Below are 18,592 nucleotides of genomic sequence, written 5' to 3'. Positions count from 1 at the left end.
GCCTGTGCGGAAGTTCCTTTTTTTCTTAATGTCCGGCTTTTATTCCGGCGAGATGTTTGCGTCCCAGAAGCAAGATCAGCATACCCGCCAGCACGACCGCTCCTCCTACAAGGTACGGCGTGTGGGCTGTAAAACGCTCTGACAGCATTCCCGCAATCCACGGCGCAATGGCTCCCCCGATGAACCGGACAGAGCTGTATGCAGAAGATGCGATGGAACGGTCGACAGGAGCGGACCCCATGACGGCTGTCGTCATGATGGTGTTGACCATCCCGAGCACAGCGCCTGCGATGACGATGCAAGTAATGACAAGCGCCATGTGTTCTGTCCAAATGCCCATAATAAACAAAATCACGGCAAAAGAGATGAACAGAACGACGAGCGAACGGACTGTGCCGAGCGCTTTATGCAAGGCCGGCGCTGTAAATACAGACGTAACCGCAAGCAATAAACCCCAGCCGAAAAAGACATAGCCGAGACCGTGCTCATCCAGATCAAGCACAAACGGTGAATAGGCAAGCAAAATAAAGAAACCGAAGTTGTATAAAAACGCCGCCGACGCCATGGTCAGCAATCCTTTATACTTGAGCGCCTTCATTGCGTCAAACACACCGACGCGTTTCGCCGGTTTCGGCAGCTTCGGCAGCATGAGCGAAATCGCACAAAGTGCGATTAACATGAGGACAGACACTCCGAAAAACGGAGCGCGCCATGAGATGCTCCCAAGCTCTCCGCCTGCAAGCGGTCCGACGGAAATCCCCAGACCGAGCGCGGCCTCATACAAAATAATGGCTTTGGCGCTGCCCCCGACGGACACTCCGACGATGACGGCAAGCGCGGTTGAAATAAAGAGAGCATTCCCGAGTCCCCAGCCGCCGCGATAGCCGACAAGCTGAGCGATTGAACCTGAGCTTCCGCCAAGGGCGGCGAACACGATGATAAAAATAAGTCCGAGAAGCAGTGTCCATTTTGCGCCGATCCGGCTGGAAATCGCCCCGGAGAAAAACATCATAAAACCGGTCACGAGCAAATAACTTGTAAACAGCAGCGATACTTCACTAGGTGAAGCATGTAATTGTGCGGCAATTGCCGGAAGAATCGGATCGACAAGTCCGATTCCCATAAAGGAAATAACACAGGCAAACGCAACCGCCCAAACGGCTTTCGGCTGGCTGAATAAGCCTGTTTTCTGTTGTGATGATGTATCCATTTGATCAGGCCTCCTATTTGATCCATTAAAAGAAACGCTATATCCATAGCGTTTACAGCAAAATCATTCGATTGATTGAATGGCGCGGTCAGCTTTTTCTTTCATTCCGTTAAGGCGCTCTTTAAAATGCAGGAATGTGCTGATCTTTTCATCAATCATCTCAAGCTGGTGATTCAAAGCGTGCTGAATTTCTTCCAGCTTTTCTTTCCGTTCCTTCGGATCCAGTGACAATAAGTACCCCTCTTTGTTTAATTCCAGCTGACGGCTCATCTCCATAAACTGCTGAAGCTCCTGAAGGGAAAAACCGAGCACTTCTTTTGTGCTTGTTACTTTTTCAAGTTCCTCCATATCATCCTCAGAGTAAAGCCGGACGCCGCCTTCTGTCCTTTTAGGAGCAGGAATTAAACCAATCTCCTCGTAAAACCGAATGGTTCTTTTTGTCAATCCGCTTCGTTTGGCAACTTGATCAATCTTCATCCATTCCAAGGTGAATCCCCCTCTTGTCGTATCTGATACTATTATACACCTTTTGAACCTTAACGTAAACGTAAACTTTTAAAGAAAAAATTTTGTTATAATATGCTATCATTAGATATTTCGATGCGATTTGTGTTTAAACTTGGACGGTTTCGGACGCTTTGCTGGGATTGCTTTAGACGGACATGAACAAGAACATATCGCTCAAGCGGTATGTTCCGGCAGACATCTGTTTATGACAAAAAAGCCGGTATGACCTGGGGATCATACCGGCTTTTCTTAATTCTCAAGTTCTTCAATCATCAGTGACAGTTCAGTCCAGCGTTCCATCGCCGCTTCAAGCTCTTCAGCCGTTTTTGCCTGTTCGGCCATCAGTTCTTGAATCTTTCCGAAATCACTTCCCGCTTCGGCGATTTCCGCTTCCAGACGCTGATGCTTCTCTTCAAGACCGGCGATTTTGTCTTCGATGCCGTCCCATTCGATCTGATCCTTATACGAAAGCTTTTTGCGCTTTTTCTTCGGCTCTTCCTCCGCCTTTTTCTCTTCAGCCGGCTGTTTTACCGACGTTTTCTTTGCTTTTGCATATTCCATGTATTCGCTGTACGAACCTTGGAAACGGGAAATGACGCCTTGCCCTTCAAATACGATCAGGCGGTCAACGACTCGGTCAAGGAAATAGCGGTCATGGGATACCGTGATGACGACGCCCGGAAACTGTTCGATATAATCTTCGAGCACGCTTAATGTTTCTGTGTCCAGATCATTGGTCGGCTCGTCTAAAAACAGCACATTCGGCTCCTGCATCAGTACATTCAGCAAGTACAGACGGCGCTTTTCCCCGCCCGACAGCTTTCTGATATACGTCTGCTGCATCGGGCGCGGGAACAGAAAGCGCTCAAGCATTTGTTCCGCGGTGATGACATCGCCCTCCGCCGTTTTGACGATTTCAGCCGTCTCTTTTATATATTCAATGACTTTCATATCACCGTTCATTTCACTGTGATCCTGGGTGTAGTAGCCGATCCGGACCGTCTGCCCGATGGTGATATTGCCGCTGTCAGGCTGAACTCGGCCGGCGAGGCTGTTTAATAGTGTTGTTTTCCCGATTCCGTTCGGCCCGATGATGCCGATTCTTTCCCCCGGGATGACAAGCTCGTTAAATTGGCTGATCAGCGCTTGGCCGTTATAAGTAATGGTGACGTTTTCCGCTTCGATCACCTGTTTTCCGAGACGGTGGGAGCCGATCGCGAAATCGAGCGATCCGGAGACTGCCGGCCCTTTTTGCTCCTTGAGCGCCTCTGCTCTGTCCACTCTCGCTTTTTGTTTTGTCGAGCGCGCTTTCGCCCCTCTTCTGAGCCATGCCAATTCGCGGCGCAGAAGATTTTGACGTTTTGTTTCTTTCTGCTCTGCCAGTGCTTCCCGTTCGGCCCGCTTTTCCAGAAATACTTCATAGTTTCCCTTATACGTATAAAGGCTGCCTCTCTCAAGCTCGTAAATTCTGTTCGTCACCCTGTTCAGAAAATATCTGTCGTGCGTGACAAGCATGACGGCGCCCGGATATTGCGATAAGTAGCCTTCCAGCCATTCAATCGTTTCATTGTCCAAATGGTTTGTCGGTTCATCCAAAATGAGCAGGTCAGCCGGCTGGATGACGTTTTTCGCAATCGCGACGCGCTTTTTCTGGCCGCCGGACAGCTCGCTGACATCCTTCATTAAATCGGTAACGCCAAGTTTTGTCAAAACCGTTTTGGCTAACGTATTCGCTTCCCATGCATCATTCGCGTCCATTCTGGCCTGCGCATCAAGCAGGTGCTTCTGGCGCTGTTCATTTTCAGGCTCTTCATTCAGCGCCTGAAGCGCTTTTTCATACTCTCTCATCGTTCTCATGACTGCCGAGTCGCCGGAATAAATATGTTCAAGCACGGTTTGTCCGGCAGGAAGCTCGGGGTCCTGATGCAAAAATTCAATATGCACGCTTCCTGACGCCGTAATCTCGCCTTCTTCCGTTGATTCAAGGCCGGCAATGGTTTTCAGAAGCGTTGACTTGCCCGTTCCGTTCGGGCCGATTAAACCGATTCTTTCATTCTCTTCAATATGAAAGGAGATATGGTCGAATAATGTCTTATCTCCGTATGTTTTATAAAGGTTTTCCGCTTTTATGATGCTCATGGTTCCTATCAATCCTCACGTAAGTTCATGTGTTCATTTTAAATCAGGCGCTGGAATAAAACTAGTAAAAGGGCAGACAAATTTCTTGGAAGAGATCATTTTGTCCGAAGAATGTTTCCGCCTCTCCTTTTATACACTGGAGGTGAAGAGGTGATGACATGATCAGCGTCAGTTTGTGCGTTATTGTAAAAAATGAAGAGGAAGTGCTTGCGGGCTGTCTTGATTCCGTCAAAGACATTGCGGATGAAATGGTGATTGTTGATACGGGCTCAACCGACCGGACGAAAGAAATCGCGGCCCGTTATACGGATAAGATTTATGATTTTGAATGGGTCGATCACTTTGCAGCCGCCCGGAATTTTGCGTTTTCCAAAGCGGAAATGGATTATATTCTGTGGCTGGACGCCGACGATATTTTTTTGGAAAAGGACCGCGAAAAACTGCTTGAACTGAAGGCGTCACTTTCAAAAGAAGTTGACGCGGTATCCATGTATTATCACGTCGGCTTTGATGATCGGGGAGAGGTCAGCTTCAGATACCGGCGCAACCGTCTCGTCAAGCGGGAAAAAGGGTTTCACTGGATCGGAGCCGTGCATGAATATCTGGAAGTATACGGAAACATCATAGAAACCGAGATCGCCGTCACACACCGCAAATCCGAGAAGCAGCATTCGCCTCCCTCAGACCGCAACTTGAGGATTTACGAGAAAATGGCGGAAAACAATGAAACGATGACACCCCGCGATTTATTTTACTTTGCGAATGAATTAAAAGATCACGGCCAGTATCAGCGCGCCATTACGTATTATCACCATTTTCTTTCCACAAAACAGTGCTGGATCGAAGATGAGATCAGAACATGCCAATACTTATCCGATTGCTACAGGGCGGTCGGCCATGAAGAGGCAGCCATGACGTCTCTTTTAAAATCATTTTTGATCGATTGCCCGCGGCCGGAGTTCTGCTGCAGGCTGGGTGACTTTTTTGCTGAGAAACGGCAATACCGGCAGGGCGTGTTTTGGTATGAGCTCGCCCTATCCGCCAAAAGCAGCGATGCAGGCTTTACCCAGCTCGAGTTCTCCACCTGGTATCCCCATCTGCAGCTCTGCGTCTGCTACTGGCAGCTCGGCGACAGAGAAAAAGCGAAGATTCATAACGACAAAGCCGCCTCCTACCACCCGTCACATCCGAGCGTACTGTATAATCAAAACGTGCTCGGCACATAACATCAAAAAAAGAGCTGCCCCGTATGAAGGGCAGCTCCTTATTGATTACGCTGTCGGAATTCCTCCGCTTACACTATAAATTTGGGATGTCACATAGCTGGATTCCTCTGAGGCCAAAAAGACATAAATCCCCGCAAGCTCCGCCGGCTGGCCGGCACGATTTAATGGAACGGCCGGTGTTTCCTTGCCGAATTTCGGAATGTTTTCACCGGGCTGTCCTCCCGAAATCTGCAGCGGCGTCCAGATCGGCCCCGGCGCTACCGAGTTGACTCTGATTCCTTTATTCGCCAGCTGCTTTCCTAAGCCGACGGTAAAACCGATAATAGCATGTTTCGTCGCGGCATAATCCAATAGCATCGGGCTTGGATTATACCCTTCTACGGACGTTGTCGTGATAATAGACGCGCCTTTTGGCAAATACGGAAGCGCCGCCTTGACGAGCCAATACAGTGAAAATACATTGACTTCGAAGGTTTGATAGATTTGTTCTGTGGCAAGATCGCTGATATCATCCACTGCCTGCTGTTTGCCGGCGACAAGAGCGAGCGTGTCAAGACCGCCAAGCTCTTGATACGCTTTTTCCGCCAATTCTCCGCAAAACGCTTCATCGCTTAAATCACCCGGCAGCAGAACGGCTTTTCTTCCTTCTTTTTCAATTAATGCTTTTACTTCTTCGGCATCCGGCTGTTCCTCAGGCAGATAGTTAATGGCTACATCCGCCCCTTCCCGGGCATAGGCGATTGCGGCAGCCCGGCCGATTCCCGAATCGCCTCCGGTAACAAGGGCTTTTCTTCCCTTCAGCTTTCCTGCTCCTTTGTAGCTTGTTTCACCGCAGTCCGGCACAGGCTTCATCTCTTTCTGCAAACCGGGCGGTTCCTGATATTGTTTTGGAAATTCATCATGGTCATATTTCGTCTGCGGGTTGTGCAGATTTGCATCAGACATACAAAACTCTCCTTTATCATTGGTGATGTATTCGTATGTGTACCCTTGAGCATGACGGGTCAAACGTGTGAGGAGCAGTTTCCGAATGCTAAGATAAAACAAAAAAAGGAGCCCGTAAGCTCCCCCCCTTTTTTATGAATCTCCGAGCACGTTTTCAGCCATTTTCGCTAAATGCTGGGCGCTTCCCGAAATTTCCTGCATCGTTGCAGAAATTTGTTCAACCGCCGCCGCTTGGCCGTCTGTGTTCTGGTTGATGGATTCAATAGAATCCTCCAGCCCTTTCAGCAGGCTGTGGATTTTTTTCGTAATCTGGTCAATTTGGCCGACATTGTCTTTTGAATGAGTGGCAAGCTTGCGGATTTCGTCCGCCACAACGGAAAAGCCCTTGCCGGATTCTCCGGCTCTCGCGGCTTCAATAGCCGCATTTAAACCGAGCAGATTGCTTTGATCTGAGATGCCCTTGACTGTGACGGAGATGTCTGCGATTTCTCCCGCGCTTTCACTGACTTGTTTCGCCTGAGCGGAAATCCCGGACATCTGTGACGAAAAGCCGTTGATGGATTCTGAAATATCCGCGACCGCTGAAGCCGTCTGTTCCACGACGGCGGACAGGCTTTCAGCGACATCATGAAGCTTGGCTGATTTTTCAAGGCTGGTGCCGAGACCGACGCCGCCGATAACTTTTCCGTTTTCATCGTGAAGCGGAATCGCTCTGGCAATCAGCGGAAATCCGAACAGCTCTTTCGGCACCATGCTTGTCTTCTTCTGATTCATGCGGATCGCGTCTGTAATGATATCCCCTTTTTGCAGCGGGTCGCCCGGCTTTACGTTAAGAGAAAAAGTTTTAGCCGGAATGTTCACGATTAATTTTTCCGTATCATAAATCCCGATGGTGATGTCATCTTGGATCAGACTGTTTAAAAAAGGCGCAACTTTGACAAAAGCGTCAAGCAGGCTGTGCGTTTGCTGCTCCGTCTGTATACTCATTTCTTTCACTCCTTCTTAATATGGGAATTGCCGTTTTTCATGCTGAACCGAAATCCATTTCAGCGTGGTGAATTCTTCAAGGCTCCATTCGCCGTTCAGCCTGCCGAGACCTGATTGCTTCTCGCCGCCGAACGCGACATTCGGTTCATCATTAATGGTCGTATCATTGACGTGAATCATGCCGGTCTCGATCCGCTTTGCAAACTCAACGCCCCGCTCAACGTTTGCCGTATGCACGGCTCCGCTTAAACCGAACGGTGTCGCGTTTGCGATGCTGACAGCTTCATCCTCCGTTTCAAACGGCATGATGCAGACGGCCGGGCCGAACAGTTCCTCCTTCGCGATGCTCATATCAGGCTTCACATCTTTTAAGATGACAGGTTCAGCGATCGTTCCGCTGAATCGGCCGGACAAGACCGGAACCGCTCCCTCTTCTATCGCCTTTTCAACAGACCGTTTTAAACCTTCCGCCTGTCTCTCATTGATTAAAGGCCCGATAACCGTATCAGGGTCCATCGGATCGCCGACTTTCAGCGATGACACTTTCGCTTCGTAAAGCTCTGTAAATTTGTCATATACAGACGTGTGAACGAGCACGCGGTTCGCCGACATGCAGATCTGGCCCTGATGCGTAAACCGGCTGAATACGGCCGCATTGACGGCGTATTCGAGATCAGCATCCTCAAGCACGATCAGAGCGCTGTTTCCGCCAAGCTCCAACAGCGGTTTTTTAAAGTGCTTAACCGCAAGCTGTCCGATATAGCTGCCTACCCCTGTTGAACCTGTAAATGAGATAATTCGCGGCACGGGATGCTCGACAAAGCTGTCGCCGATCTCCCCGATATCCGTAACGATGACGTTCAGCAGCCCGTCCGGTACGCCGGCCGCTTCAAAAATTTTCGCGATAAGCGTGCCGCCGCAGATCGGTGTTTCTTCATGAGGCTTCAATACAACGCCGTTCCCCGCGCCGAGTGCCGGCGCAACAGATTTCATTGAAAGGAAAAACGGGAAATTAAACGGGCTGATCACCCCGACGACTCCGGCGGGTATTCTGTACAGCCTGTTTTCTTTTCCGTCAATCGTCGACGGGAGAATTTTCCCTTCCATCCGCACCGGAAATGTTGCGGCTTCTTTTATCATATTTTTAACAAGTCCGATTTCAAACTCAGCCTTCAGTCTTGTTCCGCCAAGTTCCTCCATGATTAAGTAAACAATCGCTTCTTCATGCTCTTCGATGAAAGATACCGCTTTTTCCAAAATGGCCCGCTTTTTAAAAGGGTTTACTTTGTCCCATTCTTGTTTCGCAAGAGCCGCGGCACGGTACGCCGCATCCACATCATCAGGCGTCGCTTTTCGGAATGAGGTGATGACTTTCTGAGTATAAGGATTTCTGTCTTCCAATACGTTCCGGCTGCTTCCATCCCTCCATCGGCCGCCGATAAACTGCTTATTTAGTTCTTCATATTGAAACATGTAAACATCTCCCTTTCACCGAAACTTGAAAATAGTTAATGGGTCATTTTTTGTATCGGTCTTAACGTGAGAAAATTGAACTATTTCACGATAAAATTACTTTCTCTTCCTCACATCGACGCTTTTGAGCTTTGTCCTTTTAAAGTGGAAAATTCTTTAATTGACTGCGCGAAATTTCAACAATATAATACAAACGTCAGTGTATATAATGATGAGAATATTATGAATTTTCAGGAGGACCCATATGTCTTTACTATTTCGGAAAAAGCCGCTGGCCGACTTAAAGGCACAGAGCAGACAGACCAGTCTGGCCCGCTCGTTAAGCGCTTTTGACTTGGTTTTACTCGGAATCGGCTGTGTTGTCGGCACGGGGATTTTTGTGATTACCGGGACCGTGGCCGCGACAGGCGCAGGGCCGGCTTTGATTCTTTCGTTTGTGCTCGCGGGGCTTGCCTGCGCGCTCGCCGCGTTTTGTTATGCGGAATTTTCTTCATCCATTCCGATTTCAGGCAGCGTATATACGTACTCATATGTCACCCTCGGGGAATGTCTCGCGTTTTTAATCGGATGGGACTTAATGCTTGAGTATGTCATCGCGCTCGCCGCCGTCGCAACCGGCTGGTCATCGTATTTCCAGTCGCTTCTCGCAGGCTTCGGGCTGCATCTTCCGGAGGCGCTGACCGCCGCACCCGGAAGCAAAGCGGGCGCCGTGTTTAATCTGCCGGCCGTTATCATTATTTTGGTCATTACCGCAATTGTTTCAAGGGGCGTGAAAGAAAGCACCCGCTTTAACAATGTCATTGTATTGATGAAAATTGCGATCATTCTGCTGTTTATCATCGTCGGTTTCGGCTACGTGAAACCGGAAAACTGGTCGCCGTTTATGCCGTTCGGAATGAAAGGCGTCATCGCGAGCGCCGCGACCGTTTTCTTCGCGTATCTCGGATTTGATGCCGTGTCAAACGCGTCAGAAGAAGTGAAAAATCCGCAGAAATCAATGCCGATCGGAATCATCGGCGCGCTCGCCATCTGCACCATCCTTTACATTACGGTGTCGCTCGTTCTGACAGGAATGCTTCCGTACACCAAATTAAATGTCGGAGATCCGGTATCCTTTGCGCTCCAATTTGTCGGCCAGAACAAAATAGCGGGCATTATCTCCGTCGGCGCGATTATCGGGATTACAACGGTAATGCTCGCTCTGCTTTACGCTCAGGTGCGCCTTACATTTGCGATGAGCAGAGACGGCCTTTTGCCCCGCATGTTTTCCAAGGTTCACCCGCGCTTTAAAACACCGTTTCAAAACACTTGGGTGACGGGAATTGTCGCTGCCGGGATCGCGGGTTTTATTGATTTGGGAACCTTGGCGCACCTTGTCAATATGGGCACTTTGGCGGCCTTTACGGTCATCGCGATCGCCGTCATCGTTTTAAGAAAGAAACATCCGGAGATCACATCTTCCTTCCGTGTTCCTTTCGTGCCTTTTGTGCCGATCATCAGCGCATGCTTATGCCTTTATCTCGCATGCAGCCTGCCGGGCGTGACGTGGCTCTCCTTTGTCATCTGGATCGCCGCCGGGATCGTCGTTTACATGGTGTATTCGAGAAAACACAGTTTGTTAAACAAATAAAAAGGGAGGCTCTTTTTTCGGTTTGAGAAAGAAGAGCCTTTTTTGCTCTTGATAATTCATTCACCTTATGAATAATATGGTGTATGCTTCGCTTACAGAAAAAGGAGGAGAATAACTGTGGCAATTGCCGCCCCGCTGAAAGAAAAACCTGTCCAACGTCCCGAGACAACCATGTATTCCATTTTATTGATTATCGGGATCTGTCATTTGCTGAACGATTCGCTGCAAGCGGTGATTCCTGCGATGTTTCCTATTTTGGAACGTTCCATGAGCCTTACCTTTACGCAGCTCGGAATCATCGCCTTTACGCTGAATATGGTGTCATCCGTGATGCAGCCCGTCATCGGCTGGTATACGGATAAACGCCCGATGCCGTATGCTTTGCCGCTCGGACTCACCTCAAGCATGCTCGGCATTTTAGGCCTCGCGTTCGCCCCGTCTTTTCTGACGATTTTATGCTGTGTATTCTTTATCGGCCTTGGCTCCGCCGTCTTTCATCCTGAAGGGTCGCGTGTCGCTTACATGGCGGCAGGCAATAAACGCGGCTTGGCGCAATCGATTTACCAGGTCGGCGGAAATACCGGCCAGGCGATGGCGCCATTGATTACCGCGCTGATTCTCGTTCCGCTCGGTCAATTCGGTTCTGTCTGGTTTACGCTTGTCGCCGCAATCGCTGTGCTGTTTCTCATTTATATCGCCAAATGGTACAAAGACCGCCTGATTCATTTGCGCGCCGCAAGTAAAAAATCGCCGGCCGCCGCTGTACAGACCGTGATTACAAAACCGATTATTCTTGCCCTTATCATGATTATCTTCTTAATTTTCGCACGCTCCTGGTATGTGAGTGCAATCGGCAACTTTTATACGTTCTATGCGATGAATGCTTATCATGTCAGCATTCAGCAGGCACAGAGCTACATCTTCGTCTTTTTATTTTTCGGCGCTGTGGGAACGTTTCTCGGCGGACCGCTTGCAGACCGTTTCGGAAAGCGGAACGTCATCATCGTTTCGATGATGGCATCGGCTCCCTTGACGATTTTCCTTCCGTTTGCGGGCCCTGTCATCGCTTATGGCGTACTGGCCCTGATCGGCGTTGTCCTGATGTCCAGCTTCTCCGTAACGGTTGTCTACGCGCAGGAGCTTGTTCCGGGGAAAATCGGCACGATGTCAGGGCTGACGGTCGGACTCGCCTTCGGAATGGGAGCGATCGGAGCCGTTGCGCTCGGCGCCCTCATTGATTCGGCGGGATTAACGCCGACCATGACAGCCGTCGCCTTTCTGCCCGTTTTAGGCCTGCTCGCCTTTGTCCTGCCGAGCGACAAAACCTTAAAAGAATGGCACTCATAAAAAAATCCCTGCCAAAAAGGCAGGGATTTTTATGTTTCAACCGTATAAAAATGAGTGTCAGGAACCGCATATCTCGGAATAAACCCGTCTCTGAAATCTGGGAACGCTTGTTGAATTTCATCAATCCATTTTTTAATATTTTTGATATACGGCACGTAAATATAGCTGACTGTCGCCTTGTCATCGATGTGATAGTACCAGCACAGATTGAATTCGTTCTCCGTGACGAGTGTAAAACCGGAAAAATGATAAAAAATCAGCGGGGTGTCATTGACATATACAGCTCCGTCGCGCAGGCTGACTTTATATTTCTCAATATTCCACAGCGCCGCATTCGCGCCGATCGACTCCGAGACATGGACGTGTTCAAATTGCGCGGGCCACTTTTCAACATACCTTTGATCACCGTATGTCTTTTTTTCTTCATTCATCTCCACGGTACAATAAGAGATACAATCCTGTCTCCATTGCCAGACCGCCCGGTACGCTTCCTCAGTATTCCGCGCGCCGACAAACCCGGTGTTGTACTGCCCGGTCAGCTTGTAATAGGACGCAAACCGTTTTGAATTGCGGTGATCCGTCAGAAAAAGAGAAGCATCCGGCTTTTCCGCAAACAGCCTATCCACATCTGAGAAGAAAAAGAGATCGGTATCCAAATGGGCAAAATATTCGGCTTCCTTATACTCCGTCATCACATGGAAAAGAAATGCCGGCTTCAGCGTCCAGCAATATTCATGAAACGTCCGGCCGCCCTTTGCTTCAAGCAGCTCCGGATCCTCCATTTCATGGAGCTGAACCGCCGTGACATGCTCCCACGGCACCTGCTGAAGCAGTTCATACGCCTTCAGGTCGACACACAGCACATACAGATGAAAATCACGGCAATGCTCATGGAGAGAATGAATCATCGGCATCAGTTTAAAGATATGCGTTCTTGAAACAATGGTTGAAAAATGATATTTACTCACCATATCACATCCAGTTTATTTAAGATCCACATGCAGTAAATCAGCAATCAGCGCTTTGAACGCCCTGGCAAAGTGCGTGACGCCCAGCTTTTTTTCCGCTTTTGACAAAAGCTTTTGGACCTCCGGCAGATGAAAGCTGTTCGCCGTGATACGCGGGCTTTTCGTCTTCCAGTCCGGGTCGAGGTTGCGGTCTTTAACCACGTGCAGCAGCTCGAGAAAGATGTGCAGCAGGCTTTCATATTTCTCATAATCAAGCAGTTTTTCGATGTCTGCCATAATGCTGTTGGTCAACTCCGCATCAAATGGGCCGTTAAATGCGAGGTGCACGTCAAGCGAATGAATATCATTGTACTTGTCGCACATGTACGCGATATTCGTCCTGATGTCATCAACGGAAGCGCAGTTGCTCGGATGCTCCTGATGGACGCTCATGATATCGCGCCGCAGCTGAAACGCCAATCCCGACTGATGAAGCCTGATGCCGAGATCATAATCCTCAAAGCCGTATCTGACAATGCCTTCATCAAACAGGCCGAGATCTTCCACGTGCTGTCTTTTCACTGATGAATTGTTCGTAATGAAAAAACGCCACGGCAGACGGTAGCCTTTCAAATCGTCCCCGTATTTTCCCAAAATACTTTTCAGCGCGCGGATAAAATCGGTATCTAAGTCAAAGCATTGGTCAAGAAAGCTTCCGTCTCTGATCGCACTTTCATCAAGAAGCGGCTCTTTATCTCCCGGCAGATCTTCATACAGTTCGGCTAGCTTTTCCTTATGCTCTTTTCCAAAGCGGTCATAATAAAAGCTGTACAGCCGCTTCCAGAACATACCGCAAACGACAAGATCGTCCCGGTTCTCATGAGCCTTGATATGCTTAGCCACCAAATCCTTTTCGGCAAGCATGTCACTGTCATGGAAAATCAAAATATCGCCTCTGGCATTGCGAACCGCCTGATTCCGTCCGTAAGCGATCCCTCTGTTTTCTTTAATTCTCACAAAAATCAGCGGAAAATTCGCGCTGAATGATTCAAGCATGGATAAGGTTCCGTCTTCTGAACCGTTGTCAGCCACAATTACTTCGAACGGCTCTGTGCATTCCTGTTCATTCAGGGAGAGCAGGCTGTTATACAGCCTCTCCTTGGAATTATATGCGGGAACAATGACGCTTGCCTTCACTTTTTGTTCACTTCCTGTATATGATCATTTATTTGTTATCATCCTCAGATGCAAAGCCGCTGAACTCCGGGCAGACGGCGCTGACCGTCCCGATCACCTGCTTCAGAATGTCCTGGTAAAGCTGATGGACAAACGGCAGGTCGGTCCGGGTCGTCTCATGAATCTGCCGAATGTCGTTGGCTGTGACGATCCGATATCCGCTGAAATGATAGAAAATCAGCGGACTTCCGTCTTCGAGCACAAGGCGCCCGTCCTTCCATGAAAACGTATGCCGTCCGTAATTCCAATGGCCGATATTCACGCCGGGCGTGGCAATGTCACACACATTCGGGAACAGATCAGACATGTAATCCAAATAGCCCTGATCTCCGAATTTTCCTTCCCCCGGCGCATTTTTGCATTCTTCCAGGCAACGTTCTTTCCACCACTTGAGACAATCTGTGCCGGCCCGGTCGGCTTTGAAGCTGAGAAAACCGGAATTATACCGGCCTAAAAGACGCTGCAGCATGTCAATTTCCTGTTTTTCAAATGAGGGGATGACGATATCGCCCCGTGACAGAAGCACCGAACAATCCGGCTGATTTTCAAAAATCGGGCGCGGATCAGCGAAGAAAAACAAATCGGCATCAATGTACGTGACACGCTCTAAGTCCGGATGTCCGTCCAGTACGAATTCGAGAAATACCGGCTTCACCGTCCAGCAGTATTCGCTCTGATCCCTCGTCCGCTTCAGTTCAAGGAGCTCCTCATTTTCCAGTGCCGACACCTGAATCAAGGTGACATTATCCGGCCGCATTGCTTGAAGCACGTCATAGGTGTCTTGATCCATGCACAAAGTAAAAATGGGGGCGTCCGCCTGAACCTCTTTCAATGAGCCGAATAAAGCGATGGCCTGATATAGCCTTCCTTTTGATAAAACTGTGCAATATGCGCTTGTCACGTCTTTATCTCACCTCTGTTTTTGTTACTTTTGAAAAAAGGCTTTATACCATTCAATCGTTTTTTCCAATCCTTCATCAATGGCATGCGCGGGTGTCCAGTTCAGAAGCTTCCTCGCCTTTTCAGCCGATAAATATTGATGCTTGATTTCGTGGCTTCCCTGGTTGAGCACCTTCGGCTTCAGATCACTGTCCATGGCCTTAAGAATTTTTTCTACCAGTTCCAGCACCGTCAGCTGAATCTCATTGCTGAAGTTGAACGCTTCTCCCGCAAGATTGAGCTCCTCCATCTTTTCCGCCAGCAAAAGGTATGCTTCGACCGCATCCTCGATATAAAAATAATCACGGATAAATGTGCCGTCGCTGCGGATTTCCGGCGCTTCACCGTTCAGCACGAGCTGAATCGTCTGCGGAATGATCCGGTTGAAATTCAAATCCCCGCCGCCGTACAAATTGCCGCAGCGCGTAATACAGACTGGAAGGCCGTACGTATTAAAATATGTGTGGCTTAACAGATCGGCACAGCTTTTTGACACGTCATACGGATGTTTGCCTTGAAGAGGCATGTTTTCATCGTACGGCAGTGTCGGCTGGTCGCCGTATGCTTTATCACTGGAAGCGACGATCACACGCTTGATAAGCGGATGTCTGCGGCACGCTTCAAGGATGTTCCATGTGCCGAGAATATTGGCTTCAAAAGTGGAAATCGGATTGCGGTTTGCGACACCGACGATCGCCTGAGCGGCTAAATGAAAGACCGTGTCAATTTCATATTCGCCAAGCGCCCGCTCAATCACATCCAGATCTTCAAGCGCGCCCTGCACGATATTCATTTGCTTCACTTGTTCTCCCTGATACAGATTTGATTTGGGCACAGTGTCACGGACAAGTCCTGTCACATTGGCCCCCTGATCGATCAGTTCCTTCACCAAGCAGCTTCCTAAAAGACCTGTACATCCCGTCACAAACACATTTTTATTTTTCCAGAAACTCAAACCTGATCACCATACCTTCCATACATGTTGTCCTTGATCCCACATCTTGTTGATTTCCAGCAGGTTTTTATACGTATCGATCGCCGTCCAGAATCCGTAATGCCGGTATACAGCTAATTCGCCGGCCTTCGCCAGCTCCTTCAGCGGTTCTTCTTCAAACATGACATCCCTGTCTTTCGGCAGATAATCGAATACCTTCGGGCTGAGCACGAAGAATCCGCCGTTGATGATGCCGTCGCTTGAGGTTTTTTCAGAAAAGCTTTTCGCCATGCCGTCTTCGACTCTCAGCGTCCCGAATTGCGAGGTCTTCTCAATACCGGTGACGGTTGCCGCAGCCCCTTTTGATTGATGATAGCTGATCAGATGAAACATGTTGATGTTGGCCAGTCCGTCCCCGTACGTCATTAGAAAGGTTTCATCCCCGATGATGTCCTTTGCCTGTAAAAGCCGCCCCGCCGTCTGCGTGTGTTCCCCCGTGTCTAAAAAAGTAATTTTCCACGGCTCGGATTTTCCCAATATCCGCACTTCTCCGGTAGAGCTGTCCAGCGTCATGCTGTGATTCTTCCAATCATAATCTAAGAAATATTCCTTAATCATCTCTCCTTTGAAACCAAGAAGCAGGATAAATTCGTTCACGCCATAGTATTGATAGAGTTTCATAATATGCCATAGAATCGGTTTTCCGCCAATCATGGCGAGCGGTTTAGGACGTTCATTGGTGATTTCGCTCATTCTCGTTCCTTTCCCGCCGCAGAGAATGACTGCTTTCATCTCTACCCCTCTTCTCTGTGAATATTGGATTCGAAACCGCCCGTACAAGAGAAACCCAACCCGATAATTTGTCCGATTCTCTATTACCGGTTTCAAAATCTACTGTAAGATATGAGAGATTGGCGCCCTTTGTGACCAAAAGCTCTCCCTTTTTTCAGATTAGTGAAGATACACACAAAAAAAAGAACCTTACGGAAGATATTCCGCAAGGTTCTTTCTATTATTTATTATCCTGATTGAGCTTTTCTTTGCCGTAATGATATTTTGACGGATCAACCGGCGTAAAGTCGTTCATTTTGTGGAATCTGAGCAGGTCTTTGTACATAACGCTGTCAGACAGCTTCAGCTGCTCTGTGACTCTGGCTTTCAGGTTTTTCGTTTCCTGATTGCCTTTCAGTTCTTTTCCTGTCTTCGTATCGTATACGACATTGGAAATAGAAGTATATTTCGGCGTGACGTAATCTCCGTTACGGAACGTCACCGTGTCATCATGGTCTTTCGAGAAGAGATCGGTACCGAAATTAATATATTTCTTAGAATCGATGCCTTCTAAGTGAAGGATCGTCGGCATTACATCCATTTCACCGCCGTACGTATGGTTCACTCCGCCTTTTTTGCCAGGGACGTGAATCATAAGCGGCACACGCTGGTTCTGCGCGTTTTGATAAGGCGTAATTTCTTTGCCGAGAATTTCTTTCATCGCGCGGTTATGGTTTTCAGAGATTCCGTAGTGGTCTCCGTAAATCATAATCACCGAGTTGTCATATAAACCGGACGATTTCAGGTCTTTAAAGAACTGTTCAAGCGCTTCGTCGAGATAACGTGCGGTCTGGAAATAGTCATCCACAGTCGCGTCTCCCGTTTTCGCTTTTTCGATCGTTGCGTCTTTTTCATCAAGCGTAAACGGATAATGGTTCGTCAGCGTGATTAAATGCGCATAGAACGGCTGTTTCAGCGATTGAAGCTTCGGAATGGATTCTTTAAAGAATGGTTTATCCTTCAGTCCCATATTGACAAGGTTGTCGTCAGACATATCGTATGTGCTGGCGTCAAAGAATTTGTCATAGCCGATATGTTTGTAAATCTGGTCACGGTTCCAGAATGATTTGTAGTCACCATGTAAAACGGCGCTTGTATAGCCTTCACTTTGGTCAAGGATGGCAGGTAGCGATTGATACGTGTTTTCTCCTTTTGTCACGAAGGCTGACCCTTCAGGCAGTCCGAACAGGCTGTTATCCATCATCAGCTCTGCGTCAGATGTTTTACCTTGGCCTGTTTGGTGGAAAAAGTTATCAAAGTACGTCATGTCTTCTCCGCCGCGGGCGAGTTTATTCAGGAACGGCGTGACTTCTTTACCGTCAAGTTTGTAATTGATCAAAAACGATTGGAAACTCTCCAAGTGAATCTTAATGATGTTTTTGCCTTTAGCCTTGCCGAAATACTCGGCGTCCGGCTTCGCGTAATGCGACGATGTGTAGTTTTCAACGCTCGTCAGGTCATCGCTGCTTGCATATGCCCGCTGCGTTTCCGTCTGTGCCGTCTGCACGCCGTCATAAATCGTGTAATTATAAAGGCCTAAGTATTTCACAATGTAGTTGCGGTCGAATGTTCTTGTCAACAGCTCCGGGCGGTCCTCTTCGGCAATCGCCAAGTTAATGAAGAACAAAACGATACCCGTAACGATAATTAATGACGTATAACGTTTTTTCAGCTTGAATTCCTTCAGCTCACGTCTCCACACCAGCAGTGCGATTAAAATAATAATGTCAACAAAGTATAAAATATCATGGCCGGACATAATGCTGAAGATGCCGTCTCCCATATTTCCGACATTACCGGATTGCTTTAAGTTAGGGAATGTCAAGAAATCATCGAAGAATCGATAGAATAGGATATTTGCATACAAAATAAACGTCATGATGAAATCAATAATCACCATAATAATCGCTGATTTGCGGCCTTTCGCAAACAATGCCAGTCCTAAAAAGAAAATGGCGCTTGAGAACGGATTGATCACAAGCAGAAACTGCTGTGTCGGCCCCTTCACCCCAAGGTTGAATTCAGCATGATAGGCTAAATACGTTTTGGCCCAAAACAAAATAATAGCCAGTACAAAAAAACTAAGTCTGTAAGAAAATAATTTCTTCATGGCAACCTCTACTTTCCTAAACACTTTAAATCTGTATTCTTACTTTTTGCTTCAATTCCTGCTTTCCGAGCAAAACGAAAGCATCACACAGCCCCATAAACACACCATTTTTAAAAACGATATATTTATCA

The 18,592-nt window shown here is 48.1% G+C and carries 15 protein-coding genes; 3 read left to right on the top strand and 12 right to left on the bottom strand.

Going from position 1 to position 18,592, the window contains the following annotated elements:
• Positions 1 to 25: 25 nt before the first annotated feature.
• The 3 genes from ACW5MY_RS03910 to ACW5MY_RS03900 form a co-directional block, all read right to left on the bottom strand.
• Positions 26 to 1,210, bottom strand: a complete 1,185-nt coding sequence (locus ACW5MY_RS03910) for an MFS transporter (protein ID WP_013351342.1) — start codon at positions 1,208 to 1,210, stop codon at positions 26 to 28.
• A gap of 63 nt (positions 1,211 to 1,273) precedes the next feature.
• On the bottom strand, positions 1,274 to 1,696 hold the full coding sequence (locus ACW5MY_RS03905; protein ID WP_013351341.1) for a MerR family transcriptional regulator: 423 nt from the start codon (positions 1,694 to 1,696) through the stop codon (positions 1,274 to 1,276).
• A 270-nt stretch (positions 1,697 to 1,966) separates the two neighbouring features.
• Positions 1,967 to 3,856, bottom strand: a complete 1,890-nt coding sequence (locus tag ACW5MY_RS03900; RefSeq protein ID WP_013351340.1) for an ABC-F family ATP-binding cassette domain-containing protein — start codon at positions 3,854 to 3,856, stop codon at positions 1,967 to 1,969.
• Between the two features lie 158 nt (positions 3,857 to 4,014).
• Here ACW5MY_RS03900 and ACW5MY_RS03895 point away from each other — a divergent pair, with 158 nt between their 5' ends.
• Complete coding sequence (locus tag ACW5MY_RS03895; protein WP_013351339.1) at positions 4,015 to 5,082, top strand: tetratricopeptide repeat-containing glycosyltransferase family 2 protein; 1,068 nt, start codon at positions 4,015 to 4,017, stop codon at positions 5,080 to 5,082.
• A gap of 45 nt (positions 5,083 to 5,127) precedes the next feature.
• Here ACW5MY_RS03895 and ACW5MY_RS03890 read toward each other — a convergent pair whose 3' ends face one another.
• From ACW5MY_RS03890 to ACW5MY_RS03880, 3 genes are all read right to left on the bottom strand, one after another.
• The gene (locus ACW5MY_RS03890; protein ID WP_013351338.1) at positions 5,128 to 6,027 is read right to left on the bottom strand and encodes an SDR family oxidoreductase; all 900 of its coding nucleotides are present in this window, start codon (positions 6,025 to 6,027) and stop codon (positions 5,128 to 5,130) included.
• Positions 6,028 to 6,159: 132 nt separating this feature from the next.
• Positions 6,160 to 6,564, bottom strand: a complete 405-nt coding sequence (locus ACW5MY_RS03885; RefSeq protein WP_373418726.1) for a methyl-accepting chemotaxis protein — start codon at positions 6,562 to 6,564, stop codon at positions 6,160 to 6,162.
• Between the two features lie 465 nt (positions 6,565 to 7,029).
• Positions 7,030 to 8,487, bottom strand: a complete 1,458-nt coding sequence (locus tag ACW5MY_RS03880; protein ID WP_013351336.1) for an aldehyde dehydrogenase family protein — start codon at positions 8,485 to 8,487, stop codon at positions 7,030 to 7,032.
• A gap of 244 nt (positions 8,488 to 8,731) precedes the next feature.
• Between ACW5MY_RS03880 and ACW5MY_RS03875 the strand changes: the two genes are divergently transcribed.
• Together ACW5MY_RS03875 and ACW5MY_RS03870 are read left to right on the top strand one after the other, a co-directional pair.
• Positions 8,732 to 10,117, top strand: coding sequence for an amino acid permease (locus tag ACW5MY_RS03875; protein ID WP_013351335.1), 1,386 nt, complete (start codon positions 8,732 to 8,734; stop codon positions 10,115 to 10,117).
• A gap of 117 nt (positions 10,118 to 10,234) precedes the next feature.
• Positions 10,235 to 11,464, top strand: a complete 1,230-nt coding sequence (locus tag ACW5MY_RS03870) for an MFS transporter (protein ID WP_014469873.1) — start codon at positions 10,235 to 10,237, stop codon at positions 11,462 to 11,464.
• A 29-nt stretch (positions 11,465 to 11,493) separates the two neighbouring features.
• On the opposite strand, the gene ACW5MY_RS03865 is transcribed toward ACW5MY_RS03870, so the two are convergent.
• The 6 genes from ACW5MY_RS03865 to ACW5MY_RS03840 all read right to left on the bottom strand — a co-directional run bounded on the left by ACW5MY_RS03865 (position 11,494) and on the right by ACW5MY_RS03840 (position 18,461).
• Complete coding sequence (locus tag ACW5MY_RS03865) at positions 11,494 to 12,432, bottom strand: putative nucleotide-diphospho-sugar transferase (protein ID WP_013351333.1); 939 nt, start codon at positions 12,430 to 12,432, stop codon at positions 11,494 to 11,496.
• Between the two features lie 15 nt (positions 12,433 to 12,447).
• On the bottom strand, positions 12,448 to 13,608 hold the full coding sequence (locus tag ACW5MY_RS03860) for a glycosyltransferase (protein ID WP_462061668.1): 1,161 nt from the start codon (positions 13,606 to 13,608) through the stop codon (positions 12,448 to 12,450).
• 28 nt (positions 13,609 to 13,636) lie between these two features.
• Positions 13,637 to 14,548: a putative nucleotide-diphospho-sugar transferase gene (locus tag ACW5MY_RS03855; RefSeq protein WP_013351331.1), complete on the bottom strand. Its 912-nt coding sequence runs from the start codon at positions 14,546 to 14,548 to the stop codon at positions 13,637 to 13,639.
• A gap of 24 nt (positions 14,549 to 14,572) precedes the next feature.
• Entirely contained in the window at positions 14,573 to 15,541 is a 969-nt protein-coding gene (locus tag ACW5MY_RS03850; protein ID WP_013351330.1) for a GDP-mannose 4,6-dehydratase, read from the bottom strand.
• Between the two features lie 6 nt (positions 15,542 to 15,547).
• Complete coding sequence (rfbF, locus tag ACW5MY_RS03845) at positions 15,548 to 16,312, bottom strand: glucose-1-phosphate cytidylyltransferase (RefSeq protein WP_013351329.1); 765 nt, start codon at positions 16,310 to 16,312, stop codon at positions 15,548 to 15,550.
• Positions 16,313 to 16,532: 220 nt separating this feature from the next.
• A complete protein-coding gene (locus ACW5MY_RS03840) occupies positions 16,533 to 18,461 on the bottom strand; it encodes an LTA synthase family protein (protein WP_013351328.1) in 1,929 nt (642 codons plus the stop codon).
• Positions 18,462 to 18,592: the final 131 nt, after the last annotated feature.

The organism is Bacillus sp. Bwzl_19 (assembly GCF_054900515.1).
Note: the sequence above shows the minus strand (reverse complement) of the source record. Positions and strands in the feature narration are given on the sequence as shown.

Excerpts from the sequence above, each read along its gene's own strand:
- ACW5MY_RS03890 (WP_013351338.1), bottom strand. The coding sequence starts at position 6,027 with ATGTCTGATGCAAATCTGCACAACCCGCAGACGAAATATGACCATGAT.
- ACW5MY_RS03880 (WP_013351336.1), bottom strand. The coding sequence starts at position 8,487 with ATGTTTCAATATGAAGAACTAAATAAGCAGTTTATCGGCGGCCGATGG.
- ACW5MY_RS03900 (WP_013351340.1), bottom strand. The coding sequence starts at position 3,856 with ATGAGCATCATAAAAGCGGAAAACCTTTATAAAACATACGGAGATAAG.
- ACW5MY_RS03910 (WP_013351342.1), bottom strand. The coding sequence starts at position 1,210 with ATGGATACATCATCACAACAGAAAACAGGCTTATTCAGCCAGCCGAAA.
- rfbF (WP_013351329.1), bottom strand. The coding sequence starts at position 16,312 with ATGAAAGCAGTCATTCTCTGCGGCGGGAAAGGAACGAGAATGAGCGAA.
- ACW5MY_RS03875 (WP_013351335.1), top strand. The coding sequence starts at position 8,732 with ATGTCTTTACTATTTCGGAAAAAGCCGCTGGCCGACTTAAAGGCACAG.
- ACW5MY_RS03895 (WP_013351339.1), top strand. The coding sequence starts at position 4,015 with ATGATCAGCGTCAGTTTGTGCGTTATTGTAAAAAATGAAGAGGAAGTG.
- ACW5MY_RS03840 (WP_013351328.1), bottom strand. The coding sequence starts at position 18,461 with ATGAAGAAATTATTTTCTTACAGACTTAGTTTTTTTGTACTGGCTATT.
- ACW5MY_RS03885 (WP_373418726.1), bottom strand. The coding sequence starts at position 6,564 with ATGTCCGGGATTTCCGCTCAGGCGAAACAAGTCAGTGAAAGCGCGGGA.